The sequence below is a fragment of the Sphingomonas sp. S2M10 genome (genome assembly GCF_012650175.1).
Classification (GTDB): domain Bacteria; phylum Pseudomonadota; class Alphaproteobacteria; order Sphingomonadales; family Sphingomonadaceae; genus Sphingomonas.
The window spans coordinates 1-26,730 of sequence record NZ_JAAILI010000060.1 but is presented as its reverse complement, the minus strand read 5'-3'; the positions used below and the strand labels follow the sequence as shown (position 1 = coordinate 26,730).

The following is a 26,730-nucleotide window of genomic DNA, read 5'->3' as shown; positions in this document are numbered from 1 at the left end:
CGACCGAGGAGCGCCACGACTTCGACTCGGCCACGCTGCCGATCGACCTGCAATGGCTGCGAACGCCCGAGCCCGACCGGATCTTCAGCCTCACCGCCCGGCCGGGGCATCTGCGCCTGTACGGGCGCGAGACGATCGGCAGCGTCTTCACCCAGGCGCTGGTCGCGCGGCGGCTCCAGGCCTTCTGCACCTCGACCAGCTGCCTGCTCGACTTCGAACCGCAGGACTTCCAGCAGGCGGCGGGGCTGGTCGTCTATTACAACAGCACCAAGTTTCACTATCTCCACGTCAGCCATGACGAGGATGTGGGCCGCCATCTCCGCGTGATGACAGCGCTGCCCGACGCGCCCCAGGGCGACGCCTTCACCGCCCCGATCCCGCTGCCGGCGGGACCGATCGAGCTACGCTGCGAAGTGGATTACGAGCGGCTGCGCTTCGGCTGGCGGATGGCAGGCACGGAGGCCTGGCAGTGGCTCCCCGAACTGTTCGACGCCTCGATCCTCTCCGACGAGGCGAGCGCCCCTGGCCTGCCCAACTTCACCGGCGCGTTCATCGGCATGGCCTGCCAGGACATGGGCGGCACGGGGATGGCGGCGGACTTCGACTGGTTCGCGTATAGGGAGCGCGCGTTCGTTGCGGACGTGACGGCCTAAAAGGATCCTCCCCTGCAAGGGGAGGGGGACCGCCGCCGAAGGCGGTGGTGGAGGGGTGTTCCCGCTCGGATCGAGGTGCGCCGCCGCAGCGTCGACACCCCCCCTGTCAGGCCTTCGGCCTGCCACCTCCCCTTTCAGGGGAGGATCGATTAGGCCTCACTCCCCCTCGCGCAACATGCTCACCCGCCGCAGCCGCGCTTCCAGATCCTCCACCATCCGCTCCCGGCTGCGGAACGCATGCTGCAGGTCGCGCTGGCTGAGCGGCATCAGGAATTCGCAGCCGTGGCGGGTGTCCTCGCGCCACACCACCCGCGCCTCGCGCGCGCCGGCGCCCGACATGCCGATCCAGATCAGCGTGCCCTCGGGCAAATCGACATCGGCGTTGAACAGAAAGCCGGTGCGCGAGAAATTCTCGACCACCGCGTCGAACGGGCGGCCGTCCATGCCGCGCACGGTGGTTTCCCGATTCAACAGGAAGCGCACCGCGCCGCGCGCGTCCATGCTTCCCCATACTTCCAGTCGCGCGACGAGCACCAGCACCTGTTCCCTTGCCCCAGAACACCGGCTCTACGACAAACGGGGTTAACGCCTGACCAACGCGCAGCCGCTTCTTGACGCGGCGCAGCATCACTGCCATATGCGAAATCACGACGAGGCATTTACATGCAGCGTGATCGGCGGCGCGCCCCAAACGGGGATCTGCTCCGCTAGGCTCTGCTTCGTCGCTTATCGGCTTCCCAAATCACGCGGGGCGTCACTTGTTGACCCCGCCTTCGCGTGCGCCCTTTGAAGATGCGTGCGCGCCGGCCGCATCTATAAGGTTTTACCATGCAATTCAAAGAACTCGGCCTTTCCGAGACCGTCCTGGCTGCGCTCGCCGCCAAGGGCTATACCGACGCGACGCCGATCCAGGCGCAGTCGATCCCCGCGCTGCTCGAAGGCCGCGATCTGCTCGGCATCGCCCAGACCGGCACCGGCAAGACCGCCGCTTTCATGCTGCCCTCGATCGACCGCCTCGTCGCCAGCGGCAAGCGCGCCCAGCCGCGCGGCTGCCGCATGCTCGTCCTCGCGCCGACCCGCGAGCTCGCCGCGCAGATCGCCGACAATGCCAAGCACTATGCCAGCGGCACCGGCCTGCGCATCGCCACCGTGTTCGGCGGCACCTCGGTCCACAAGAACAAGACCGATCTGGCGCGCGGCGTCGACATCCTCGTCGCTACCCCGGGCCGCCTCGTCGACCTGCTCGACCAGTGCTACATGATCCTGCTCGGCATCGAGATCCTGGTGCTCGACGAAGCCGACCAGATGCTCGACCTCGGCTTCATCCACGCGCTGCGCCGCATCGTGAAGGAGCTGCCGGCCAAGCGCCAGTCGCTGTTCTTCTCGGCGACCATGCCCAAGTCGATCCGCGAGCTGGCCAGCCAGTTCATCCACAATCCGGTGGAAGTGAAGGTGACCCCGGTCGCCACCACGGCGGAGCGCGTCGAGCAGTTCGTCACCTATGTGAACCAGACCGAGAAGCAGGCGCTGCTGACGATGCAGCTGCGCAACCTCGAGATCGACCGCGCGCTGATCTTCACCCGCACCAAGCACGGTGCGGACCGCGTCGTGCGGCTTCTCGCCGGCAACGGCATCGCCGCCAACGCGATCCACGGCAACAAGAGCCAGCCGCAGCGCGAGCGCGCGCTGGGCGAGTTCCGCTCGGGCAAGGTCAAGCTGATGGTGGCGACCGACATCGCCGCGCGCGGCATCGACGTGTCGGGGGTGAGCCATGTGTTCAACTTCGAGCTGCCCAACGTGCCGGAGCAATATGTCCACCGCATCGGCCGCACCGCGCGCGCCGGGGCGGACGGCATCGCGATCAGCTACTGCGCCGATGACGAGCGTCCGTATCTGAAGGACATCGAGCGGCTGACCCGCCAGAAGCTCACCGTGCAGCCGCTGCCGGAGAACTTCATGGCCGAGGCCGACAAGATCAAGGCGACCCGCTCGCCGATGCCGGCGAGCCGCGACGAGCAGAACGGCCGCAACGGCCGCGCGATGCAGCATGCCTCGGGTCGTCGTGGCGACGGCCAGCCGGGCGGTCGCGGTCGCGGCGGTCCGCGCAGCGATGCGCCGCGTGGTGGCGAGCCGCGCCGGGCCGAGGGTCCGCGCGGTGAGCAGCCGCGTCGTGCGGAAGGTGCCGGCCATGCGGTTGCGGGTGCAGGCGCCGGCCGTGGTCCGGGTGCGCCCAAGCGCAAGTTCAACGCGCGTCCGGCCGGCAGCGGCCAGGGTCGCCACGGCGGCGGCGGCAATCGCGGCCAGGGCGGCGGCGGTCAGGGCCGCGCGCGCTGAGCCGAGAACAAGGCGCGCGGTCGCTTGCTGCTACAGGTGGCCGCGCGCCAAACCTTGATCGTCATCCCCGCGAAGGCGGGGATCCATTGGTGGGAACGGAGCGACACCTGCTGAATCGTCCTGGCAAATGGATCCCCGCCTTCGCGGGGATGACGTCTTGTTGGTCACGGTAGCTGGCGCGCCCGTCCCAACCCGGCACGGCTGTGCCAAAGCCGGTCATTCACCAATTTCAATAAGCTAGCCCCGCCCCTCACGCGCCCGCTAGCGCTCTTCCCCACAACAGGTGGGAACAGAAGACGATGCGCAATGTCCTGATGGCCGCAGCCCTGGCGCTCGGCGCGGTGGTGCCGGCAGCCGCCCATGCCACGGTGGTGATCACCGATTATGACGACGATCCCGGCTTTCTCGCAGCGGACGCGATGATCTACACCCCCACCGGCTTTATCGGCTATTGGCCGGGCATGAGCCGCTTCCGCTTCACCGGCACCGAGAACGGCCAGGCGGTCGAGTTCCTCACCTATTGCGCCGACGCGTTCACCGCGATCGGCACCGGCAGTTTCGAGCGGACCGGCATTTCCGCCGTGCTCGGCGACACCACCCGCCAGCAGCAGCTGCTCACCCTGCTCACCAACTCGGACGTCCTGCTCGGCGGCGAGAGCGACCTGCTCGGCCGCAAGACCATCTCCGCCGCCACGCAGCTGGCGGTGTGGGAGATCCTCAGCGAGAACAGCGGTAGCTACGACACCACCGGCGGCCAGTTCTACACGGTCGGCGGCAACAGCGACGATGCCCGCGCGCTCGCCAACAGCTATCTCACGCAGATCACCACCGGCGGCTGGACCGCGATCGCGGGCCACAAGCTGCAGCTGCTCTTCTCGCCCGAGAAGCAGAGCCAGGTGTTCCTGAGCGCGGTGCCCGAGCCGGCCAGCTGGGCGACGATGATCGGCGGCTTCGCGCTGGTCGGCGGCATGTTCCGGCGCAAGCGCGCGGCGGCGCTGCGAGTCGCCTGACACCGGCTAATCCCATGATTTCGGGGCAGGCGAGCACTTCGCCTGCCCTTTTTCTTGCGCGCTTCCAGACACGCCCAAACGCAAACATGAAACCAGCGTGTGACGTTTCGGCGACTCGGGTTGCATACGGCCAAGCGCGATGCTAGCAGCCCGGCAACCCATCGGGGGCGCAGTTTGCGTCGCCCCCCTTTTGTGCATGGGGTCACTTCCGACCCTCCGAGAGGAAACGAATCGCGTGGAGAATTCCGGCGGTATTCAGGCCAGCCTAAGCGGACGCTACGCAACCGCGCTCTTCGAGCTGGCACGTGACGCCAAGGCCATCGAGGCCGTCGAAGCGAGCCTTGCGACCGTGCGGGCGGCGCTCGACGAATCGCCCGAGTTCAAGGCGCTCACCACCAGCCCGCTGATCGGCCGCAAGGACGCCGGCAAGGCCGTCGCGGCCGCGGCGGGCGCGATGGCGCTGGATGCGACGACGACCAGGTTCCTCGGCGTGCTCGCCGAGAATCGCCGTCTGGCGCAGCTGCCGGCGATCATCCGCACCTTCCGCGCGCTGGCCACCAGCCACCGCGGCGAGACGACCGCGGAAGTGACCTCGGCACACCCGCTCGATGCCGAACAGGTCGATGCGCTCAAGCAGCAGCTTCGCACCCGTATCGGCCGCGAGGTCTCGGTCGACCTGTCGGTGGACCCCTCGCTGCTCGGCGGCCTGGTCGTGAAGATCGGCAGCCAGATGATCGATTCGTCGATCAAGACCCGACTGAACTCCCTCGCGCACGCGATGAAAGGCTGAAGGCTAAGAAGATGGATATCCGCGCCGCAGAAATCTCGAAGGTCATCAAGGACCAGATCGCCAATTTCGGCACCGAAGCGCAGGTTTCGGAAATCGGCCAGGTGCTGTCCGTCGGCGACGGCATAGCGCGCATCCACGGTCTGGACAATGTCCAGGCCGGCGAGATGGTTGAATTCGCCAATGGCGTGCAGGGCATGGCGCTCAACCTCGAAGCCGATAACGTCGGCGTCGTGATCTTCGGCTCGGACGCCGAGATCAAGGAAGGCGACACCGTCAAGCGCACCGGCACGATCGTGGACGTTCCCGTCGGCAAGGGCCTGCTCGGCCGCGTCGTCGACGGCCTGGGCAACCCGATCGATGGCAAGGGCCCGATCGAATATACCGAGCGTCGCCGCGTCGAAGTGAAGGCGCCGGGCATCATCCCGCGCAAGTCGGTGCACGAGCCCGTGCAGACCGGCCTCAAGGCGATCGACGCCCTCGTGCCGATCGGCCGCGGCCAGCGCGAGCTGATCATCGGCGACCGCCAGACCGGCAAGACCGCCGTCGCGATCGACACCTTCATCAACCAGAAGGGCCCGAACAGCTCGGGCGACGAAGGCAAGAAGCTCTACTGCATCTACGTCGCCGTCGGCCAGAAGCGCTCGACCGTCGCGCAGATCGTCCGCCAGCTCGAAGAGAATGGCGCGATGGAATATTCGATCGTCGTCGCCGCCACCGCCTCGGAGCCGGCGCCGCTGCAGTTCCTCGCGCCCTATACCGGCTGCGCGATGGGCGAGTTCTTCCGCGATAACGGCATGCACGCCGTGATCGTGTATGACGATCTGTCGAAGCAGGCCGTCGCCTATCGTCAGATGTCGCTGCTGCTCCGCCGTCCGCCGGGCCGCGAAGCCTATCCGGGCGACGTGTTCTATCTCCACAGCCGCCTGCTCGAGCGCGCCGCGAAGATGAACGACGCCAACGGCGCTGGCTCGCTGACCGCGCTGCCGATCATCGAGACCCAGGCGGGCGACGTGTCGGCCTATATCCCGACCAACGTGATCTCGATCACCGACGGCCAGATCTTCCTCGAGACGAACCTGTTCTACCAGGGCATCCGTCCGGCGATCAACGTCGGCCTGTCGGTGTCGCGCGTGGGTTCGTCGGCGCAGACCAAGGCGATGAAGAAGGTGTCGGGCTCGATCAAGCTCGAGCTCGCCCAGTATCGCGAAATGGCCGCGTTCGCGCAGTTCGGTTCGGACCTCGATGCCTCGACCCAGAAGCTGCTGAACCGCGGTGCGCGCCTGACCGAGCTGCTCAAGCAGCCGCAGTTCAGCCCGCTGTCGTTCGAAGAGCAGACCATCTCGATCTTCGCCGGCACCAACGGCTATCTCGACAATGTCGCGGTCAAGGACGTGGTCCGCTTCGAAGCCGCGATGCTCGCGCACTTCCGTTCGCAGCATGCCGAGGTGCTCGCCGAGATCCGCGACACCAAGGCCTTCGAGAACGGTACGCGAGACAAGGTGAAGGGCGTGCTCGACGCCTTCACCAAGACCTTCGCCTAAGGGACTGCCGCCGGATGGCCAACCTCAAGGAACTCAAGGGCCGGATCGCCTCGGTCAAGTCGACCCAGAAGATCACCAAGGCCAAGCAGATGGTCGCGGCGGCGAAGCTGCGGAAGGCGCAAGCCGCCGCAGAAGCCGCGCGTCCCTATGCCCAGCGCCTTGAGGGCGTGGTCGCCAGCCTCGCCAGCAAGGTCGGGGCCAGCGACAATGCGCCGCGTCTCCTCGCCAGCACCGGCAAGGCGGACACGCAGCTGCTCATCGTCGCCAATGGCGACAAGGGCCTGTCGGGCGCGTTCAACGCCAACATCGTCAAGGCGGCGATCCTCAAGGCGCGCACGCTGATCGCCGAGGGCAAGACGGTGAAGTTCTACCTTGTGGGCCGCAAGGGCCGCGCGGTGATCGCCCGTACCTTCCCCGGCATGATCGTCGGCCAGTTCGACACCACCGCGGTGCGGACGCCGGGCTATGACGAGGCGCGCGCGATCGCCAAGGACGTGACCGACCGCTTCTTCGCGGGCGAGTTCGACGTGGCGACCCTGTTCTACGCGCACTTCCGCTCGGCGCTGGCCCAGGTGCCGACCGAGCAGCAGCTGATCCCGGTCTCGGTGCCGGAATCGGCGGTGCCGGCGACGGGTGCCGCGGTCGAATATGAGCCGGACGAAGAGACGATCCTCGCCGATCTGCTGCCGCGCAACCTGACGGTGCAGATCTTCAAGGCGCTGCTGGAGAACCAGGCCAGCGAGCAGGGCGCATCGATGACCGCGATGGACAACGCCACGCGCAACGCCGGCGACCTGATCAATCGTCTGACGATCCAGTATAACCGTTCCCGCCAGGCCGCGATCACGACCGAGCTGGTGGAAATCATTTCGGGCGCCGAGGCGCTCTGATGCGCGTACGGGTCGCACTGGGGGTCGCGCTGTTCGGCCTGCTTGCCGCGTGCAAGCCGGCTGCGCAGCCGCAACCTCCGGCGGCGAGCCCGACGCCGACTGCCAGCCCCTCGGCCTCGCCGATTCCGGTGGTGTTCGAAAAGGGCTGGCCCGAATTCTGGCGCGACCCCGCCCATGCGATCGACGTCCTGAACCGCACCGGCGCGCGCATCGGCGACTATCGCCCGCGTGCTGGCGGACGGGTTGCGGAGTCGCTGCCGACCGCGCTCGACCTGAAGGCAACCGATCGCCCGAACGCGGTGACGATCTTCGTCCGGGGCAGCAAGGCCCGGCTCGACACGCTCGAATACCGGCTCGATCTGCGCCAGCCCGACCAGTCGGAAACGGCCATCAAGTCGGTCGGGGAGATGATCGTCAACGCGTTCCGCGTGCTGGGCCTTCCCGGCGGGCGCGATGCGGCGGCGGCACTGCCCACCGGCAACGACTGGACCATGTCGGTCGCCGGCGCGGACATCCAGGTGCGCCGTGCGCCCGCACCCGATCTCGGGGCCGGGCTGGACCGCATCACCGTGACATTCACTCGACCCGGGGCTAGTGCTCCGGCCAACAGCTAGAAGCCGCAAGGAAGCAGACGATGGCAACCGCCGCTGAACTCAACCGCCCCGACACGGGCACCAATAATGTGGGCCGCATCAGCCAGGTGATCGGCGCGGTCGTCGACGTGACGTTCGAGAACAACCTGCCGGCGATCCTTTCGGCGCTGGAGACCCAGAACAACGGCAACCGCCTGGTTCTCGAAGTCGCGCAGCATCTGGGCGAGAACACCGTCCGCACGATCGCGATGGACGCCACCGAGGGCCTGACCCGCGGCCAGACCGTGACCGACACCGGCAACCAGATCCAGGTGCCGGTCGGCCCGGCGACGCTCGGCCGCATCCTCAACGTCGTCGGCGAGCCGATCGACGAGCGCGGCCCGGTCGCGACCGACCTCAAGGCGCCGATCCACGCCAAGGCTCCCGAGTTCATCGAGCAGTCGACCGACAGCGCGATCCTCGTCACCGGCATCAAGGTGATCGACCTGCTCGCGCCCTACGCGAAGGGCGGCAAGATCGGCCTGTTCGGCGGCGCCGGCGTGGGCAAGACCGTGCTCATCCAGGAGCTGATCAACAACATCGCGAAGGGCCATGGCGGCACCTCGGTGTTCGCAGGCGTGGGCGAGCGTACCCGTGAGGGCAACGATCTCTATCACGAGTTCCTCGACGCCGGCGTTATCGCCAAGGACGCCGACGGCAATGCCATCACCGAGGGCTCGAAGGTTGCCCTGGTTTACGGCCAGATGAACGAGCCGCCGGGCGCCCGTGCCCGCGTCGCACTCTCGGGCCTGACGATCGCCGAATATTTCCGCGACGTCGAAGGCCAGGACGTGCTGTTCTTCGTCGACAACATCTTCCGCTTCACCCAGGCGGGCGCGGAAGTGTCGGCACTGCTCGGCCGTATTCCGTCGGCGGTGGGCTATCAGCCGACCCTGTCGACCGACATGGGCGCGCTGCAGGAGCGCATCACCTCGACCACCAAGGGTTCGATCACCTCGGTGCAGGCCGTGTACGTGCCCGCCGACGATCTTACCGACCCGGCGCCGGCAACCTCGTTCGCCCACTTGGACGCGACGACCGTGCTCAACCGCGCCATCTCCGAGCTGGGCATCTACCCGGCGGTGGATCCGCTCGACTCGACCAGCCGCGTGCTCGAGCCGCGCGTCGTCGGCCAGGAGCATTACGAGACGGCACGTGCGGTGCAGGCCATCCTGCAGAAGTACAAGTCGCTGCAGGACATCATCGCGATCCTGGGCATGGACGAGCTTTCCGAAGAGGATAAGCTGACCGTCGCCCGTGCCCGCAAGATCCAGCGCTTCCTCAGCCAGCCCTTCCACGTCGCCGAAGTGTTCACCGGCATTCCGGGCGCCTTCGTGCAGCTGGAAGACACGGTGCGCTCGTTCAAGGCGGTGGTCGACGGCGAGTATGACCATCTGCCGGAAGCGGCCTTCTACATGGTCGGCGGCATCGACGACGCGATCGCCAAGGCCAAGAAGCTCGCCGACGAGGCGTAATAAGGACTAGCCCCTCCCCTTCAGGGGAGGGGCTGGGGTGGGGCGCGAGCGAAGCGCGCGTCCCGTAAGCCCCAGCGAATACCGACGCAGGGGGCGGTGTCCCCCACCCCAACCCCTCCCCTGAAGGGGAGGGGCTTAGGAAGAACCGAGATGCTGCACTTCGAACTCGTCACCCCGGAACGTCTCGTCCGCTCGGAAGAGGTCCATATGGTCGTCGTCCCCGGCAGCGAGGGCGATTTCGGCGTGCTCGAAGGCCATGCGCCGATCATGTCGACGATCCGCGACGGCAATATCGAGCTGTACAAGGCAGGTTCCACCACGCCCGAGCTGATCCGCGTCGAAGGCGGTTTCGCCGAGGTCAACGAGCGCGGCCTGACCGTGTTGGCCGAACGCGCAGAGTAATATCGGTCAGCCGGGGCGGCCCGGCCAGCCAACGCCACCATCGTCATCCCCGCGAAGGCGGGGATCCATTCGCGCCAACGCGCCGGCTCCTGCCGGAACCGTCCAGGCCAATGGATCCCCGCCTTCGCGGGGATGACGGCGTCTCGGGCACGGCGGCGTCGCGGCGCGGGCGCAACGCCCCGCCGGTGATTGCAGCCGACCCCACATAGTTAGCCAAATCGCAAGGCTTGTCATTTAGTCCCCGTGGCTTCCTGGAGGACTGAAGTTCGATGAGCGCGTTCGGGCGTCGTGGCGGCATGGGAAGCGGGACCGGGGGGCGGCCGGCGTTCGGCGTGGCGCGGCCGATGCAGGGCGGCGGGTTCCAGCGTGCCGAGCCGCTGCCGCTGGGCGGCGAGCAGTTCCCGCCGCTCGATTCGGTGCCCCTGCCCGGCCAGCACTTGGCCGACCCGATGCTGGAGCGCGACCCGCTCGGCCCCAGCGCGGCCAGCGCCGATGCGATGCAGCGCCTGGCCGATCGCCAGGCCGCGCCCGCCGACCAGGGCAGCTCGCGCAACGAGGGCTTCGAAGCCTCGATCCACCGCATCAAGGAACAGGTGCTGCCGCGCCTGCTCGAGCGCGTCGATCCCGAGGCCGCGGCGACGCTGAGCAAGGACGAGCTCGCCGAGGAATTCCGCCCGATCATCGGCGAAGTGCTCGCCGAGCTGAAGCTGACCCTCAACCGGCGCGAGCAGTTCGCGCTGGAAAAGGTGCTGGTCGACGAGCTGCTGGGGCTGGGGCCGCTCGAGGAACTGCTCGCCGATGCGGCGATCAGCGACATCATGGTCAACGGCCCCGAGCAGACCTATGTCGAGCGCAAGGGCAAGCTCGAGCTCGCGAACATCAATTTCCGCGACGAGGAGCATCTGTTCCAGATCGCGCAGCGGATCTGCAACTCGGTCGGCCGCCGGGTCGACCAGACCACCCCGCTCGCCGATGCGCGCCTCAAGGACGGCAGCCGCGTCAACGTGATCGTGCCGCCGCTCTCCCTGCGCGGCACCGCCATCTCGATCCGTAAATTCTCCGCCAAGCCGATCACGCTCGACATGATGGCCAAGGGCGGATCGATGTCCGAGAAAATGGCGACCGCGCTCAAGATCGCCGGCGCCAGCCGGTTCAACATCGTCATCTCGGGCGGCACCGGCTCGGGCAAGACGACGATGCTCAACGCGATCTCGAAGATGATCGATCCGGGCGAGCGCGTGCTGACGATCGAGGACGCCGCCGAGCTCCGCCTGCAGCAGCCGCACTGGCTGCCGCTGGAGACGCGGCCGGCGAACCTCGAAGGCCAGGGCGAGATTTCGATCCGCGACCTGGTCAAGAACGCGCTGCGTATGCGACCGGATCGCATCATCCTCGGCGAAATCCGCGGCGCCGAGTGTTTCGACATGCTCGCCGCGATGAACACGGGGCATGACGGCTCGATGTGCACCCTCCACTCGAACAGCCCCCGCGAGGCGCTGGCGCGTATGGAGAACATGGTGATGATGTCGGACATCAAGGTGCCCAAGGAAGCGATCAGCCGCCAGATCGCCGACTCGGTGGACCTCATCATCCAGGTGAAGCGCCTGCGCGACGGCAGCCGCCGCGTGACCAACGTCACCGAGGTGATCGGCATGGAAGGCCCGGTGATCGTCACCCAGGAGCTGTTCAAGTTCGAATATCTGGACGAGGGCACCGACGGCAAGATCATCGGCGAATATCGCTCGATGGGCCTCAGGCCCTACACGCTCGACAAGGCCAAGCAGTTCGGGTTCGACCAGGCGCTGCTGGAGGCGTGCCTCTAGGTTCTTTGATCCTCCCCCGGAGGGGGAGGGGGACCGCCGCCGAAGGCGGTGGTGGAGGGGTGTACCCGCTAAGGGTGCGCGCCACGATACCAGCGCTGACACCCCTCCGTCGCGCTGCGCGCGCCACCTCGCCTTTCAGGGGAGGATCGTTAACGCCTCACCCCGCGTGCAGCGCCACGCTGACCAGCACCAGCGCGGCGAACAGGCCCGCCATCTGGATTGCCATCCACGGCACCCAGCCGACCTGCTCCAGGTTGCGTCGCTTGCGCCGGCGATGCTCGGCCACCCCCGCTGCGATCGCAATCAGCAGCGCCACCCCCGCGGCGATCCAGAATTCTAGTTGCATCGTCTTCCTGTTGCTGCACAGTCGCGCGCGGATAGCAGGGAGCCTCCGCCAATGCGCCATCATCATATCGCCGTCGCCGCCGTCCTGACCCTCGCCACCGTCGCGGGCGTTGCTGCGCAGCAACCCGCGTCGCTCCGCCAGGCGATCGACGCCGCGGTCGCCGCACCGAGCCGCACGCCCGCCAATAGCGCACGCGACAAATATCGCCACCCCGCCGAGACGCTCGCCTTTTTCGGCGTGAAGCCCGGCGACACGGTGGTCGAGATCTGGCCGAGCGGCGGCTGGTACACCGAAATCCTAGCGCCCCTCACCAAGGGCAAGGGCACGCTCTATGCCGCCGTGCCGAGCGGCAATGCGCGCGGGATCGAGGCGCTGAAGGCCAAGGACGCCGCGCTCTACGGCCCGATCCGCGTGGTCGCCTTCCCGGCCGCTACAGGCCAGGCCAAGGTGCCGGATGGCACGGCCGACGTGGTGCTAACCTTCCGCAACGTGCACAATTGGCGGATGGGCTATCAGCAAAGCGGACAGGATTATTCGCCCGAGGCCTTCAAGCAGATGTACGCGATGCTCAAGAAGGGTGGCACGCTGGGCATCGAGGACCATCGCCTGCCCGAGAGCGCCAGCGACGAGCGCGAGACCAAGAGCGGCTATATCAAGATCTCGACCGTGCGCCGGCTGGCCGAAGCGGCGGGCTTCAAGTTCGTCGGCGCATCGGAAGTGAATGCGAACAAGGCCGACACCGCCGACTGGCCGAACGGGGTGTGGACGCTGCCGCCGAGCTTCGCGCTGAAGGACCAGGACCGCGCGAAATATGCCGCGATCGGCGAGAGCGACCGCATGACGCTCAAGTTCCGCAAGCCGTGAAGCTGCGCGCTGCGCCCTCTGCCGTCAGCGGCGGAGGGCGCAGCGGCGGTCTCAAGGCTGTGTCTTCGGACCGACAGTGACTTGTCCGAAGGTCATGTAGACCAGCGTGGGGCCGGACGTTCCGCGATAGGTGCCCGTTGCACCGGCCAGGTACGAGGCAACCGCGGTGAAGCGCCACGCCACCGCCTCGGTGCACAACACCTTGCGGGTGGTGTATTGGGGAAGCCCCTGCAGTTCGCCGAATTGCCGGGCCAGCTTGGCATGGGTGCGCCTCGCCTCCGGGATGGAGGGATGGTCCCAACCCCAGAGGAAGCTGCCGTCGCGCGTGTTATAGGTGCCGATGACCTGGACCGGCGCGGTGGCGACATAGGTCGACGCCGTGAACCGGATGATCCCTTTGTCGAGGTCGACGCTCCACTCGAACGCCTCCTTTCCAACCGTATGCTGGAAAATCTCGGTCTTGGCGGCAATGTCGGCGTCGGCCCTGGCAAAGACCAGTTCCCTGGATTGATGCACGCGCACCTGCGGGTCCTCCGGCATGGCCGCGGAGCCGACCAGAAGCGATACCAGCGCACCGAGCCATGGCGTCATGTCCGCTACTCCGCATGCTGGCCTTCGCGGGCTGGCGCGCGCGGTGCCGCGCCCGTGATGCCCCTACTTGCCCAGCTTCTCGATCTTTTCCTGCAGCCGTGCGAGTTCGGCCTTGAGCGCCGAGACGTCGCCGTCGTTACCGCTGCCCGCTTCGGGGGCCACCGGCGCCGCGCCGGGCGCAGCACCCGGCGCGGGGTTGGCCGCGCCGCCCGGCTGGAAGGCGCTCGCCGCCGCTTCGAACATCGCCATGTTGCGCTTGGCGATCTCGGCGAAGGGCGAGTTGGCGAAGGCGCCCTCGACCGCCGACTTGAACTGCTCCTGGTTGCGGCGGAAGCTGTCCATCGACGCTTCCAGATAGCCCGGCACCATCGCCTGCATCGAGTCGCCATACAGCGCGATCAGCTGGCGCAGGAAGTTGACCGGCAGCATCGTCTGGCCGCGCGCTTCCTCTTCCATGATGATCTGGGTGAGGACGTTGTGGGTGATGTCCTCCTCGGTCTTGGCATCGACGACCTTGAAGTCGCGGCCTTCGCGCGTCATCGCTGCGAGATGCTCGAGCGTGATGTAGGACGACGTCTCGGTGTTATAGAGTCGGCGGTTCGCGTATTTCTTGATGATGACCGGACCGCTTCCAGGTGCAGCTTTCTTCATGGGGAACCCCGCGCGTGACAGATGCGCACCTAACTACAGTTTCTGACGCGCCGCAACACGGACCGCGCCCTTTGCCGCTTTTTCTTGCAATGCTGCGCAACGAAACGGCAGCATCGCCGGAGAAGCGCGCCGCGGCACTGGCGGGACTGGCCGCCTATCAACGCGCGCCCCGCCCCGCGCCGCGCCCCGAAAAGCCGATCGTCGCGCGCGCCGGCCGCGCCGTGCTGCGCGATTATGGCGGGCATGGGCGGCCGGTGGTGTTCGTGCCCTCGCTGATCAACCCGCCGCTGGTGCTGGACCTCGCCCGCGGCAATTCGCTGCTGCGCTGGCTGTCGCGCCAGGGGGTGCGGCCGCTGCTGGTCGACTGGGGGAGCCCGACGCCCGACGACGCGCTGCTCGACGTCAACGGCCATGTCGAGCAATTGCTGCTCCCCTTGCTGCAGCAATTGCGGCGCCCGCCGGTGCTCGCCGGTTATTGCCTTGGCGGCACGATGGCGATCGCGGCGGCGCAGGCGATCGAGACCGCCGGTCTCGTCACCATCGCCGCGCCCTGGCATTTCGCGGGCTATGGCGCCGCGCTGGAAGGCTTCGCGACGCTGTGGGACAAGGCCTATCCCACCTGCGAGCGACTGGGGCTGGTGCCGATGGAAGTGCTGCAGGCCGGCTTCTGGCAGCTCGATCCGCGCCGCACGATCCTGAAATATGAGCGGTTCGGCCGCTTGCGCGCCGGCGATCCGGAGGGCCGCGCCTTCATCGCGCTGGAAGACTGGGCCAATGCCGGCGCCCCCCTCACCTTCGGCACCGGCCGGCAGCTGTTCGACGACTTCCTCTCCGCCGATCTGCCCGGGCGCGGCCGATGGGAGGTGGCCGGCGCAGCCGTTCGGCCCGAGGCACTGGACCTGCCCATGCTGTCGCTCGTCTCGACCACCGATCGCATCGTGCCCGCCGCGAGTGCCGCGCGGCTGGGAACGGTGCGCGAGATGGCGCTGGGCCATGTCGGCATGATCGTCGGCGGCCGCGCGCGGCGGGCAGTGTGGGAACCGCTCGCCCACTGGTTAACTGCGCTTCCGCGCACTAGATAGCCGCCAAACACACCCAGGAGACCAGCATGACCGACGTCGTGATCACCGCCGCCAAGCGTACCCCGGTGGGCAGCTTCCTCGGCGCCTTCGCCGCCACGCCCGCGCACGAGCTGGGCCGTGTCGCGATCGAGGCGGCCCTCGCCGAAGCCGGCGTGAAAGGCGAGGAAGTCTCGGAAGTCATCCTCGGCCAGGTGCTCACCGCCGCGCAGGGCCAGAACCCCGCCCGCCAGGCCGCGATGAACGCCGGCCTGCCGAAGGAAGTGCCGGCGTGGAGCGTGCAGCAGGTCTGCGGCTCGGGCCTGCGCGCGGTGGCGCTCGGCTTCCAGTCGATTCGCAACGGCGACGCGACGATCATCGTCGCGGGCGGCCAGGAGTCCATGTCGATGAGCCCGCATGCCCAGTCGCTGCGCCCGGGCACCAAGATGGGCGACCTCAGCCTCGTCGACACGATGATCAAGGACGGCCTGACCGACGTGTTCAACGGCTACCACATGGGCATCACGGCGGAAAACCTGGCCGAGCAGTACCAGGTGACCCGTGGCGACCAGGACGCATTCGCGGTTCGTTCGCAGAATCTGGCCGAAAAGGCGCGCGCCGACGGCCGCTTCAAGGACGAGATCGCGCCGGTCACGGTCAAGACCCGCAAGGGCGAGACGGTGGTAACGGACGACGAATATATCCGCGCGGGCGCGACGGTGGACGGCGTCGCCGGCCTGAAGCCTGCGTTCAAGAAGGACGGCACGGTCACCGCTGCCAACGCCTCGGGGCTGAACGACGGCGCTGCCGCGCTGGTGCTGATGAGCCGCGAGGAAGCCGAGAAGCGCGGCGCCCCGATCCTTGCTACGATCAAGAGCTGGGCAAGCACCGGTGTCGATCCGTCGGTGATGGGCATCGGGCCGGTCACCGCCAGCCGCAAGGCGCTGGAAAAGGCGGGCTGGACGATCGGCGACCTCGACCTGATCGAAGCCAATGAGGCGTTCGCCGCCCAGGCGCTGTCGGTCGGCAAGGAATTGGGCTGGGATGCCGACAAGGTGAACGTCAACGGCGGCGCGATCGCCATCGGTCACCCGATCGGCGCTTCCGGCGCGCGCATTCTCACCACCCTGGTTCACGAGATGAACAAGCGGGATGCCAAGAAGGGGCTTGCCACCCTGTGCATCGGCGGCGGCATGGGCATTGCCCTCTGCGTAGAGCGCGACTGAGCTAATTCCCGCGCCGATTGGAGGACGTGGCCGTCGATGACCGATGGCCACGTCCTCTGGCGTCCTGCGCTGCGCTCACGATCGGCGTCATTTTGCGTGTGGACACATTCAGCAACAATGGCGGGGCATGTGTCGCATTTTGGCAACATATCGTTCCCAAAAGTCATGTCCCGTTAAGAATCAGCCTTGCCCTTGCTCCAGCCTAGCCAGCAGATTGCCGGTTCAGACATAATAGGGGCAATCCATGAAATTTTCTAAGCTGCTCGGTGTCAGCGCACTGGCGACCATCGCGAGTCTCGCGAGCACGGCCGCTCTCGCTCAGACAGCGGCGGATCCTGCCGCCCAGACCGAAGAGAAGGCGGAGAATGCCAGCGAAGGCATCGTCGTCACCGGTTCGCGCATTCGTCAGCCGAACCAGGAATCCGTTTCGCCGATCACGACGGTGACCGGCGATCAGTTCTTCGAGACCGGTCGTGTTTCGGTCGGTGACGTGCTCAACGATCTGCCGCAGTTGCGCAACACGTACAGCCAGCAGAACTCGACGCGATTCCTGGGTACGCGCGGCCTCAACCTGCTCGATCTGCGCGGCCTTGGTACGTCACGCACGCTGGTGCTGGTGAACGGCCGTCGTCACGTGGCCGGCGACATCCTGGTGAACGGCGTTTCGCCCGACGTGAACACGATCCCGACGGACCTCATCCAGTCTGTCGACGTGATCACCGGCGGTCAGTCGTCGATCTACGGTTCGGACGCCATCTCGGGCGTCGTGAACTTCAACCTCAAGCAGAACTATGACGGCCTGCAGCTGCGCGGCCAGGCCGGTGCGAACGTCGATTACCGGGACGCGGGCAACCAGTATGTCTCGATGCTGGCCGGCAAGAACTTCGCGGAGGGTCGCGGCAACGTCGCGCTCAACGTCGAATATGCGCATTCCTCGCCCTATTACGGTTCCGATCGCCCCAATCTTCGCCAGAATGACGCTTTCGTCATCGTCGACACCGATCCCGCAAGCTCGGCGAACGGCTCGGACGGGGTGTTCGATCGCCAGTTCCTGCGCGACATCCGTTCCACGACCATCTCGACCGGCGGCCAACTCGGCTTCACCAGCCCGACCGGCGCGTGCGGGCGCGACCAGAATTCCAACGCGGCATTCACCTGCGCCTTTCTCTTCCAGCCGGACGGTAGCCTGATCCCGCAGACCGGCACCCGTGTCGGTATCGGACCGAACGGCAGCTTCCTCGGCGGCAACGGCTATTCGGGCCGCGAAGGCAAGCTTCTGACGCTCTCGCCCGATCTCGAGCGCATCTCGGTCAACTTCCTCGGTCACTTCGACATCACGCCGGCGCTGGTGCCGTTCGTCGAAGCGAAATATGTCCGCGCAACCGCATTCGGCTCGACCAGCGGTCCGTTCTTCTCGCAGGGCACCACGCTCGGCGACCCGGCAGCGAGCAATCGCGAGCGCCCGCGCCTCGACAATCCCTATCTCAGCGCCCAGGCCCGTGCCGTCATCGAGCAGCAGCTGCGCGCCGGCGGTGTGACCCCCACCGATGCGACGCGCTTCTCGCTGCGCAAGAACTGGGTCGAGCTCGGCATCCGCGACGAAAACATCAAGCGTGAGACGTTCCGCGTGGTCGGCGGCCTGCGCGGCGACTTCAACGATGACTGGAACTACGAAGTCTCGGTCAATTATGGCGAGCACAAAGAGACCAACCTGATCAGCGGCAATATCAACATCCAGCGCTACCTGCTGGCCGTCGATAGCGTTCGCGACCCGGTCAGCGGCAACATTGTCTGCCGTTCGAAGATCGATCCGGCCGCCCGCGTCGCATATGTCGACAATGCCGCCATCCTGGCCCAGGACGTTGCAGCATGCGTTCCGGTCAATCCGTTCGGCGAAGGCGCTTCGTCGCAAGCGGCACGCGACTATCTGACCGTGCCGTCGCGCGCGACGGGCAAGATCACCCAGTTCGTCGCGTCGGGCTATGTCTCGGGCGACTTCAGCCAGCTGTTCGAGCTGCCGGGCGGCCCGGTGGCGTTCTCGCTGGGTGCGGAATATCGTCGCGAGACCAACTATTACGATCTCGATGATATCACCCAGGCCGGCTATGCCTTCTACAACGCCATTCCGGAGTTCACGGCGCCGGCGTTCGAAGTGAAGGAAGCCTTTGGCGAAATCAGCGTGCCGCTGCTGCGCAACACGCCGTTCTTCCATGACCTGACCCTCAAGGGTTCGGGCCGCGTCGCCAACTACAAGGGCAACACCGGCACCGTGTTCGCATGGGACGCCGGCGTGAACTGGGCACCGATCCGCGACCTGCGCCTGCGCGCGACCTATTCGCGCTCGGTCCGCGCACCGAATCTATCGGAGCTCTACTCGGCGCAGAGCCAGAACTTCGCGACCGTGGTCGATCCCTGCTCGGCCCGCAACATCGCCACCGGTTCGTCCAACCGCGCTGCGAATTGCGCGGCGGCGGGCGCTCCGGCCGGCTATGACTTCGTCTATGTGCAGTCTCTGGAGATCGTCAGCGGCGGCAACCCCGACCTGAAGCAGGAAACCTCGACCAGCTACACGATCGGTGGCGTGTTCGAACCGAGCTTCCTGCCGGGTCTGTCGCTCAGCGTCGACTATTACGACATCAACGTGGAGAACGTGATCTCGTCGGTCGCGGCGCAGACGATCCTCAACCAGTGCTATGATCAGGCATCGCTGAACAATCCGTTCTGCGGCCTGTTCACGCGCGCCGGGGCGAGCGGTGGTCCGCGCGGTGAAATTCCGTTCCAGGTCCTCGAGGGCTCGCTGCTGCAGTCGACGCTCAACTTCGCTCGCCTGAAGGCGCGCGGCATCGACACCAACCTCAATTACCGGCACAAGTTCGACTGGGGTACGCTCAACCTGCAGGGCATCTACACCCGCACGCTGCAGCGCGACAGCTTCACCAACCCGGCCGACCCGCAGCGCCTCGACCGCATCTTGGGTGAACTGGGCGATCCGGAAAACGAGTTCAACCTGAACGCGAGCGTGAAGCTGGGCAAGGTGACCCTCGGTTACCAGCTCCACTGGATCGACAAGATGTACCTCAATACCTACGAGGACTATAACTCGGTTCAGGGACGGCCGCAGGAGAATGCGGACTACGCATCGCTCCGCAAGTATCCGAGCGTTTTCTATCACAGCGCGCGGGTCGATGTGGACGTCAACGATCGCTTCAACCTCTATGTCGGCATGGACAATATCGGCAATCGCTTCCCGCCGTTCGGCCTGACCGGCACCGGCGCGGGCTCGGGCATCTACGACACGCGTGGCCGTTACGGTTATGTCGGCTTCGTAGCCAAGTTCTGATCCGTCAGAAGCAGCTGGGGGAAAGGGCCGGAGATTTCTCCGGCCCTTTTTTCTTGCCGGTCGCGCGCGTGGTTGGGCGGCCGCCTGCCGTGACGCTCAGCGGCCGATCGATCCCAGGGAGACGATCTTCGCCCGTGCGCACGAACCACGCCGAACGCCCGTATGCGCCGGGCAAGCAGCGTGCCGCCGTGCACCACCGTATTCGGCGGATCGAATGCACCCGATACAGCCGGTCGCGCGACGACCGGCACGTGGAGAACGGGTCAGCTCCACACCCGATCGAACCGCGCGCCAAGCCCGGTGAGCAACTCATATTGCGACAGCCCGCTCAGCGCCGCGGTTTCGGGCAGAGCATAGTCCATCGCCACCCAGTCCCCCTCCTGCAGATCCGGCGCCGCGTCGACGCAGATCGCGGTCAGGTCCATCGACACGCGGCCGACCACCGGCAGCACCGCATCCCCGACCCGCGCGCAACCCTTGTTCGAGAAGCAGCGCAGATAGCCGTCGGCATAGCCGAGGTTGAGGATCGCCACTTCCATGTCGTGCGGCGCCGTATAGGTGGCGTTGTAGCCGATCGTCTCGCCCATGTGCACAAGGCGCCGCTGGAGGATCTGCGCTTCCGGCGTCGCCACCTGGCGGATCGCGTCATGCGCATCGCGCTGGCGGCCGCCATAGAGCGCGATGCCCGGCCGGGTGAGATCGAAATGATAATCCGGGCCCAGCGCAATGCCCGCGCTGTTGGCAAGGCTCATCCGCCGTGCCGGGCTGCGCCCGGCCAGCGCAGCGAAGCTATCACGCTGTCGGGCGTTCAGCGCCACATCCTCGTCGGCGGCGACGAGATGGCTCATCAGCGTCTCGACCATCAGTCCGTCGAGCAGCCCGTCCGCCACCGCCTGCGGAGCGACGCCCAGCCGGTTCATGCCGGTATCGACCATCACGTCGCAGGCGCCCCCGCTCGCCGCCTGCCAGCGCGCGACCTGTTCGGGGCTCGCCAGCACCGGACGGACATTGCCGGGGCGATCGGCCATGTCTTCCGCGCGGGCGCCGTGCAGCACCGAGATCGGCACGCCCAGATCGGCGAGCGCCCGCGCCTCCGCCCAGGTCGCCACGAAGAAGTCACGGCAGCCGGCAGCCGCCAGCCGCTCGACCACGCCGCGCGCGCCCAGCCCATAGCCGTTCGCCTTCACCGCCGCGCCGCAGGCCGCACGGCCGCTCAGCCGCGACAGCAGCGTCCAGTTGGCGACAAGGGCGGCGGTATCGAGGCGGAGGCGCAGGGGGGCTTGGGTCATCCCCAGCCGGTTAGCGCTGCCGCCCGCGAATCGCCACCGTCTCGCGCAGGCCGACCATCGTCACCAGCAGCGCCAGCGCTACCACCGCGAAGGTGTACCACAGCCCGGCATAGGGATTGCCGGTGCGCGCGACGATATACTGGCTGATAAAGGGCAGGAAGCCGCCGAAATAGCCGGTGCCGATATGATAGGGGATCGACATCGACGAATAGCGGATCCGCGTCGGGAACATCTCGCTGAGCAGCGCCGCCACCGGGCCATAGGTGGCGCCGCACAGCGCCATCAGCACCGTCATTGCCACTAGAATCATCGCGATGTCGATCGGTGCCGGCACAATGCGGTCGAAGCGGTACCCCGCCTCCTTGAGCGCGACCTCCACGGCGGCGGGCGTGTTGCGCTGCACCACCTGCCCCCCGATGGTGACCACCACCGTGGGCGCCTTGGCGGTCGTGTAGCTGACGCCCAGCTTGGAGAGATGATCGAGCAAGCGGCCGCATTCGTCGGCCTGGCGGGTGGCGAAGGGATCATAGGCGCAGTTGGGCCCGGCGACGACCACCGGCTGGCGGATCGCGGCCTTGGCCAGGCCGGGATTGGCTGCGCTGCCGATCACGTAGAAGCAGGGGAACAGCAGCGCCAGGGTGAGCGCGTAGCCGATCACGATCGGCGGCTTGCGTCCCACCTTGTCCGACAGCCGGCCGAACAGCACGAAAAAGCCGGTGCCGATCACCGCACCCGCGCCGGTGATCAGCTGCGCCGCAGTCTGGTCCAGCCGCATCGGGCCGGAAAGAAAGGCAAGCACCGAGAACATCGCGGTGTACCACACCACCGTCAGCCCGGCGGCGATGCCAAACAACGCGACGAACAGCCGCTTCTTGTTGCCGGGATAGGTGAAGCTCTCGACCAACGGGTTGCGCGCCGTTTCCCCGGCGGCCTTCATCGCGCGGAACACGGGGCTTTCGGAGAGCCGGAACCGCATCCACAGCGAAATGGCGAGCAGCACCAGCGAGAAGAGGAAGGGCAGCCGCCAGCCCCACGCCTCCCAGACGTCGCCCGCCGCCAGCTTGAACAGCAGCACCACGGCCAGGCTCAGGATGAAGCCGCCGACCACGCTCGCCTGGATGAAGCTGGTGTGATAGCCGGCGCGCCCCTCGGGCGAATGCTCCGCCACGAAGATCGCCGCCCCGCCATATTCGCCGCCCAGCGCGAGGCCTTGCGCCACCCGCAGCGCGAGGATCAGGATCGGCGCCGTCGCCCCGATCTCCTGATAGCTCGGGATCAGGCCGATGCCGGCGGTGGCCAGCCCCATCACCGCGATGGTGACGAGGAAGGTGTATTTGCGCCCCATCCGGTCGCCCAGATAGCCGAACACCACGGCGCCCAGCGGGCGGAAGCCGAAGCCCACCGCGAAGGTGGCCCAGGAGAGCAATGTCGCCAGCGTCTCGTTGCCCGAGGGGAAGAAGGTGCGGCCGAGAATGCCGGTGGCGGTCAGCGTGCCCCAGATGAAGAAATCATACCATTCGAAGATGGTGCCGAGCGACGAGGCGCCGATCACCATCCGCATCTCGCCCGCGCTCGGCGTGCAACCCTCGTCCGTCATCCGCTGTTTCCCCCGCGTTTGAGGGTGGTTCTACAGCAGTCGCGCACGGGAGCAACGGCTCAGGCGCGGCGCCCCAGCGTCTTGAACATCAGCGTGATCCGCGCGGCATCGGGGGCGCCGCCATAGATCGGCCGCGCGGCGTGGGGGATGGTGCCGGGAAAGATTACCAGCCGATCGGGCTTGGGCATCACGGCCTTCACCACCTCGCTGCCGCTGCGGTTGAAGAACAGCGTCTCGCCGCCCTGATCGGCGTTCCATTCGGCCTGGGGATAATAGATCGCGGTGAGGTGGTCCTTGCAGTCCGAATCGAGATGGACACCGCCCCCCACCCCGCTGGGCATCCGGTTGGCATAGCAGCGCGACAGGCGCTGGGCGCGCAGCGGCTTGCGCAGCAGATCCTGCCACACCTCCGCCACCAGCGGCGCGGCGCCTTCCAGTTCGGCACCGATGCTGTCGGGATCGCGATCTTCCTGCCCGCTTTTCTGATAGCCCGCAAAGTGCTTGTAGAAATAGCGCGGCGCATCCGGGGCGCCGGAGGAATAGGCGCCGTGCTTCCAGCCGGGCTGGTCCAGAAAGTCCCAGACGCACTGGCGCCGCACTTCGCCCAGGAAGTGATCGAGTACGCGAATGTCGTTCAACGGCCGGTCCTTGCAACACGCCCCGGCGGGGCCGCACCGCAATGCCCGAACAAGGTTAAGGCGAGGTTAGGCGCACGGGGGAATCGGGTTCAGCCGCCGATCCCCTCCAGCGCCTCGCTCGCCTCCATCCAGGTGATTTCGGCGGCCTCGATCTTCTCCGCCACTTCGGCGCGGCGCTTCATCAGATCGGTCATGGTCAGTTTGGCGAGGGCGGGCTCGGCGGTCGACGGATCGAACATCGCCTTTTCCAGCCCCGACAGCTGCGCCTGGAGCCGGGCGAGCTCGGCCTCCGCCGCCTTGGCCGCCTTGCGCAGCGCGGTGCCCTTTTCGCGGGCCTCGGCGGCGGCGCGGCGGGCCTCCTTGCGATCGGCCTTGGAAGCGCCGCCCTTGCCCCCGCTCGAATCCTTCGACAGCACGAAGGCGATATAGTCGTCGAGGCTGCCGTCGAATTCCTTCGCAGTGCCCTGGTCGACCAGCACCAGCCGGTCCGCCGTCATCTCCAGCATGTGGCGATCGTGGCTGACCACGACGACGGTGCCCGAATAGCCGTTGAGCGCCTGGATCAGCGCCTCGCGGGCGTCGACGTCGAGGTGGTTGGTCGGCTCGTCGAGGATCAGCAGGTGCGGCGCGTCACGGGTAATCAGCGCGAGCGCGAGGCGCGCGCGCTCGCCGCCCGAAAGCTTGCCGACCTTGGTCGTCGCCTTGTCACCCGAAAAGCCGAAACGGCCGAGCTGCGCGCGCACCGCGCCGGGGCTCGCCCCGGCCATGTTGCGCGTCATGTGCTGCAGCGGCGTGTCGTCGCGGTCGAGCTCCTCCACCTGATACTGGGTGAAGTATCCCACCTTCATCTTGCCGCTCGAATTGATCGCGCCGTCCATCGGCGTCAGCTGCGCGGCGAGCAGTCGGGCGAGCGTGGTCTTGCCGTTGCCGTTGCGGCCGAGCAGCGCGATGCGGTCGTCGGGATCGATCCGCAGGTTGAGCCGCTGGAGGATCGGCGTCTCGCCATAGCCGACGCTCGCCATGTCGAGCGTGATCAGCGGCGGGCGCAGCTCGTCCGGATTGGGGAAGTCGAAGCTGAGCGAGGGATCGTCGACCAGTTCGGCGATCGGCTGCATCCGCGCCAGCGCCTTCTGCCGGCTCTGCGCCTGCTTGGCGGTGGAGGCGCGCGCCGAGTTGCGGGCGATATAGTCCTGCAGCTTCTCGCGCTCGGCCTGCTGCTTGGCGCGCGCGGCGGCGAGCTGCGCCTGGCGCTCGGCGCGCTGGCGCTCGAACGCGTCATAGCCGCCCGGATAGAGCGTCAGCTTGCCGCGCTCGAGGTGCAGGATGTGATCGACGACATTGTTGAGGAAGTCGCGCTCGTGGCTGACCAGCACGATCGTCGCCGGATAGGATTTGAGGAAGTCCTCCAGCCACAGCACCGCTTCGAGATCGAGGTGGTTCGAGGGCTCGTCGAGCAGCAGCAGGTCCGGCTGCGAGAAGAGCAGGCTGGCCAGCGCCACGCGCATCCGCCAGCCGCCCGAGAAGCTTTCGAGTTCGCGGTGCTGCATCTCCTCGTCGAAGCCGAGGCCGACCAGGATGCGGGCGGCCCGCGACGGCGCGGCATGCGCGTCGATCGCGAGCAGCCGCTCGTGGATCTCGCCGATGCGATCGGGATCGTGGCTGGTCTCGCTTTCCTCGAGCAGCGCGGCGCGCTCCAGATCGGCGGCGAGCACCGTCTCGAACGGCGTCGCGGTGCCGCCCGGGGCCTCCTGCGCGATATAGCCGAGCTTGGCGCCGCGCGGCATGTCGACGCTGCCGCCATCGGGTTCGAGCTGGCTGGCGATCACCTTCACCAGCGTGGACTTGCCGGCGCCGTTGCGGCCGATCAGGCCGATGCGGCCGCGCGGCGGCAGCTTGGCGGTGGCGCCGTCGATAATCGTGCGGCCACCCAGGCGCACCGTGATGTCGGTCAGATTGAGCATGATCGGCCACCGCCTAGCCGATGCCGCGTCGCAGGGCCAGCCATAGCGAGGCGCCTGAAGCGATCGGTGCAAAGCTTTGTTCCCGCCCTGTAACTAGCTAGTTCGCTTTTGAAAGTGCGCGGCTGCGGCGGGTCGGGCGGGGGCGGGCATGCGGAAGAACTGCAGGATCCCGCGAATTTTTTGCCCCGGGAACAGGGCGTTCCTCCGGTAATCTGCCTATAATTCCCATGTCGCGGTTGGATCCAAGACCGCCGGTGCGGACCATGAAGCTCGCGCTAAGAAATCTTACCGGGGGATAAGTGGCAATAGAACTCCATGTCGCGTCTTCCGCCGTCATGCGCAATGCTGCCGATCTTCGCCAGCAATGCATCGATGCACTGGCAGAAGAAGGCGCGATTCATATTGATATCGCAGACGTAACGGACGCTGATCTTAGCTTCGTCCAGATCCTCTGCGCACTGCGCGTGTCGGCAGCAGACGCCGGTCGCGAGGTGCGCCTGCGCACGCCGGTCCCCGCGCCGGTGGCGGCGCTGCTCGAGCGTGCCGGTTTCCTCGCCGCACCCACCCCGCAAGATCTCGATTTCTGGTTTCACGGAGAAGCTGTTCAATGACCGCCTCGATCCTCACCGTCGATGATTCGCCCAGCCTGCGCATGGCGATCAAGATCGCGCTGACCGGCGCGGGCTATGCCGTGACCGAGGCCGGCGACGGCGTCGAAGGGCTGGCCAAGGCCAAGGGCGCCAAGTTCGACCTGATCATCACCGACCTCAACATGCCCAACATGGACGGGCTGACGATGATCCGCGAGCTGCGCAAGGATCCCGCCCAGTGCGGCACGCCGATCCTGTTCCTCACCACCGAGAGCGACGATGCGATGAAGCAGCAGGCCAAGGCCGCCGGCGCCACCGGCTGGCTGGTCAAGCCCTTCGTTCCCGAACAGCTGCTCAAGGTGTCGCGCAAGGTGCTCGGCCGGTGAGCGGCGGCGATCCGATCGCCGCCTTCCGGGTCGAGGCCGGCGACCTGCTCGACCAGGTCGAGCAGGGCCTGCTCGACCTGACCCACCGGCTCGACGATCGCGACCTGATCGCCGCGGTGTTCCGGGGCTTGCACACGCTCAAGGGCTCGGGAGCGATGTTCGGCTTCGACGCGCTGGCCAGCTTCACCCACCACTGCGAGACCGCCTTCGACCGCGTGCGCAAGGGCCTCGCGCCCGCGACCCAGGGGCTGGTCGCGGTGATCCTCTCGGCCAAGGACCATATGCGCGCGCTGGTCGACGGCGACGGCGCGGGGCTCGAAGCCGCCGGCGCCGCGATCCTCGAGGCGCTGCAGCGCGAGGTGGATGCCGCCGCCGGCGCACCGCCCACCGCCCCCTCGGCCCCCGTCCGCAAGGGCTGGCGCCTGCGCTTCTACCTGCCGCCCGAGAGCATGGCCAACGGCACCAACCCGCTGATGCTGCTCGACGAGCTGCGGAGCCTGGGCGACTGCAAGATCGCCGCGCGCACCGACCGGCTGCCCCCGCTGGCCGAGCTGAACCCGATCGAATGCCATATCGGCTGGGACGTCACGCTCTACGGCGACGTGTCGCGCGACGATATCGACGACGTGTTCCTGTTCGTGAT

Annotated in this window: 24 protein-coding genes and 1 pseudogene; 17 read left to right on the top strand and 8 right to left on the bottom strand. The window is 67.1% G+C overall.

Going from position 1 to position 26,730, the window contains the following annotated elements; genetic code table 11:
- A pseudogene (locus S2M10_RS15545) lies at positions 1-653 on the top strand (glycoside hydrolase 43 family protein); the annotation flags it as partial.
- 156 nt (positions 654-809) lie between these two features.
- On the opposite strand, the gene S2M10_RS15540 reads toward S2M10_RS15545, so the two are convergent.
- The gene (locus S2M10_RS15540) at positions 810-1,193 is read right to left on the bottom strand and encodes a PilZ domain-containing protein (protein WP_168846900.1); all 384 of its coding nucleotides are present in this window, start codon (positions 1,191-1,193) and stop codon (positions 810-812) included.
- Between the two features lie 288 nt (positions 1,194-1,481).
- Here S2M10_RS15540 and S2M10_RS15535 point away from each other — a divergent pair, with 288 nt between their 5' ends.
- The 9 genes from S2M10_RS15535 to S2M10_RS15495 all read left to right on the top strand — a co-directional run bounded on the left by S2M10_RS15535 (position 1,482) and on the right by S2M10_RS15495 (position 11,550).
- Entirely contained in the window at positions 1,482-2,987 is a 1,506-nt protein-coding gene (locus S2M10_RS15535) for a DEAD/DEAH box helicase (protein WP_168846899.1), read from the top strand.
- A gap of 299 nt (positions 2,988-3,286) precedes the next feature.
- A complete protein-coding gene (locus S2M10_RS22750) occupies positions 3,287-3,997 on the top strand; it encodes a PEPxxWA-CTERM sorting domain-containing protein (protein ID WP_247650848.1) in 711 nt (236 codons plus the stop codon).
- Positions 3,998-4,232: 235 nt separating this feature from the next.
- The gene (locus S2M10_RS15525) at positions 4,233-4,787 is read left to right on the top strand and encodes a F0F1 ATP synthase subunit delta (protein WP_168846898.1); all 555 of its coding nucleotides are present in this window, start codon (positions 4,233-4,235) and stop codon (positions 4,785-4,787) included.
- Between the two features lie 11 nt (positions 4,788-4,798).
- On the top strand, positions 4,799-6,328 hold the full coding sequence (atpA, locus tag S2M10_RS15520; RefSeq protein ID WP_168846897.1) for a F0F1 ATP synthase subunit alpha: 1,530 nt from the start codon (positions 4,799-4,801) through the stop codon (positions 6,326-6,328).
- Positions 6,329-6,342: 14 nt separating this feature from the next.
- The gene (locus S2M10_RS15515; protein ID WP_168846896.1) at positions 6,343-7,218 is read left to right on the top strand and encodes a F0F1 ATP synthase subunit gamma; all 876 of its coding nucleotides are present in this window, start codon (positions 6,343-6,345) and stop codon (positions 7,216-7,218) included.
- Entirely contained in the window at positions 7,218-7,832 is a 615-nt protein-coding gene (locus S2M10_RS15510) for a hypothetical protein (RefSeq protein WP_168846895.1), read from the top strand. Before S2M10_RS15515 ends, S2M10_RS15510 begins: the two co-directional genes overlap by 1 nt.
- A gap of 20 nt (positions 7,833-7,852) precedes the next feature.
- Entirely contained in the window at positions 7,853-9,325 is a 1,473-nt protein-coding gene (atpD, locus tag S2M10_RS15505) for a F0F1 ATP synthase subunit beta (protein ID WP_168846894.1), read from the top strand.
- A gap of 150 nt (positions 9,326-9,475) precedes the next feature.
- The gene (locus S2M10_RS15500; RefSeq protein WP_064310377.1) at positions 9,476-9,727 is read left to right on the top strand and encodes an ATP synthase F1 subunit epsilon; all 252 of its coding nucleotides are present in this window, start codon (positions 9,476-9,478) and stop codon (positions 9,725-9,727) included.
- Positions 9,728-9,996: 269 nt separating this feature from the next.
- Complete coding sequence (locus tag S2M10_RS15495; RefSeq protein ID WP_168846893.1) at positions 9,997-11,550, top strand: CpaF family protein; 1,554 nt, start codon at positions 9,997-9,999, stop codon at positions 11,548-11,550.
- Positions 11,551-11,707: 157 nt separating this feature from the next.
- Here S2M10_RS15495 and S2M10_RS15490 read toward each other — a convergent pair whose 3' ends face one another.
- Entirely contained in the window at positions 11,708-11,896 is a 189-nt protein-coding gene (locus S2M10_RS15490; RefSeq protein ID WP_168846892.1) for a hypothetical protein, read from the bottom strand.
- Positions 11,897-11,947: 51 nt separating this feature from the next.
- On the opposite strand from S2M10_RS15490, the gene S2M10_RS15485 reads away from it, so the two are divergent.
- Complete coding sequence (locus S2M10_RS15485) at positions 11,948-12,760, top strand: class I SAM-dependent methyltransferase (RefSeq protein WP_168846891.1); 813 nt, start codon at positions 11,948-11,950, stop codon at positions 12,758-12,760.
- A 51-nt stretch (positions 12,761-12,811) separates the two neighbouring features.
- Here the strand turns inward: S2M10_RS15485 and S2M10_RS15480 are convergent, their stop codons facing one another.
- Both S2M10_RS15480 and phaR read right to left on the bottom strand, forming a co-directional pair.
- On the bottom strand, positions 12,812-13,351 hold the full coding sequence (locus S2M10_RS15480; protein WP_168846890.1) for a DUF6882 domain-containing protein: 540 nt from the start codon (positions 13,349-13,351) through the stop codon (positions 12,812-12,814).
- A gap of 63 nt (positions 13,352-13,414) precedes the next feature.
- The gene (gene phaR, locus S2M10_RS15475; protein WP_168846889.1) at positions 13,415-14,002 is read right to left on the bottom strand and encodes a polyhydroxyalkanoate synthesis repressor PhaR; all 588 of its coding nucleotides are present in this window, start codon (positions 14,000-14,002) and stop codon (positions 13,415-13,417) included.
- A gap of 89 nt (positions 14,003-14,091) precedes the next feature.
- Between phaR and S2M10_RS15470 the strand changes: the two genes are divergently transcribed.
- The 3 genes from S2M10_RS15470 (at position 14,092) to S2M10_RS15460 (ending at position 19,626) form a co-directional block, all read left to right on the top strand.
- Positions 14,092-15,084 (top strand): alpha/beta fold hydrolase, encoded by a 993-nt coding sequence (locus tag S2M10_RS15470; RefSeq protein ID WP_247650847.1) that lies wholly within the window; start codon positions 14,092-14,094, stop codon positions 15,082-15,084.
- 26 nt (positions 15,085-15,110) lie between these two features.
- Positions 15,111-16,286: an acetyl-CoA C-acetyltransferase gene (locus tag S2M10_RS15465; RefSeq protein WP_168846887.1), complete on the top strand. Its 1,176-nt coding sequence runs from the start codon at positions 15,111-15,113 to the stop codon at positions 16,284-16,286.
- Between the two features lie 244 nt (positions 16,287-16,530).
- Complete coding sequence (locus S2M10_RS15460) at positions 16,531-19,626, top strand: TonB-dependent receptor (RefSeq protein WP_168846886.1); 3,096 nt, start codon at positions 16,531-16,533, stop codon at positions 19,624-19,626.
- 263 nt (positions 19,627-19,889) lie between these two features.
- Here S2M10_RS15460 and alr read toward each other — a convergent pair whose 3' ends face one another.
- The 4 genes from alr to abc-f all read right to left on the bottom strand — a co-directional run bounded on the left by alr (position 19,890) and on the right by abc-f (position 25,111).
- Positions 19,890-20,915 carry an alanine racemase gene (gene alr, locus S2M10_RS15455; protein WP_168846885.1) on the bottom strand — a complete coding sequence of 342 codons (1,026 nt, stop codon included), beginning with the start codon at positions 20,913-20,915 and terminating at the stop codon, positions 19,890-19,892.
- Between the two features lie 10 nt (positions 20,916-20,925).
- Positions 20,926-22,512 carry an MFS transporter gene (locus S2M10_RS15450; protein ID WP_247650846.1) on the bottom strand — a complete coding sequence of 529 codons (1,587 nt, stop codon included), beginning with the start codon at positions 22,510-22,512 and terminating at the stop codon, positions 20,926-20,928.
- 59 nt (positions 22,513-22,571) lie between these two features.
- A complete protein-coding gene (locus S2M10_RS15445; protein WP_168846884.1) occupies positions 22,572-23,150 on the bottom strand; it encodes a 2OG-Fe(II) oxygenase in 579 nt (192 codons plus the stop codon).
- Positions 23,151-23,239: 89 nt separating this feature from the next.
- Positions 23,240-25,111: a ribosomal protection-like ABC-F family protein gene (abc-f, locus tag S2M10_RS15440; RefSeq protein ID WP_168846883.1), complete on the bottom strand. Its 1,872-nt coding sequence runs from the start codon at positions 25,109-25,111 to the stop codon at positions 23,240-23,242.
- Between the two features lie 299 nt (positions 25,112-25,410).
- Here abc-f and S2M10_RS15435 point away from each other — a divergent pair, with 299 nt between their 5' ends.
- From S2M10_RS15435 to S2M10_RS15425, 3 genes are all read left to right on the top strand, one after another.
- Positions 25,411-25,722 (top strand): STAS domain-containing protein, encoded by a 312-nt coding sequence (locus S2M10_RS15435; RefSeq protein WP_348770616.1) that lies wholly within the window; start codon positions 25,411-25,413, stop codon positions 25,720-25,722.
- Positions 25,719-26,087: a response regulator gene (locus tag S2M10_RS15430; RefSeq protein ID WP_093296770.1), complete on the top strand. Its 369-nt coding sequence runs from the start codon at positions 25,719-25,721 to the stop codon at positions 26,085-26,087. The genes S2M10_RS15435 and S2M10_RS15430 overlap by 4 nt, the downstream gene beginning before the upstream one ends.
- A partial coding sequence (locus tag S2M10_RS15425) for an Hpt domain-containing protein (RefSeq protein ID WP_348770615.1) occupies positions 26,084-26,730 on the top strand: 647 nt, incomplete at its 3' end. The genes S2M10_RS15430 and S2M10_RS15425, both read left to right, overlap by 4 nt.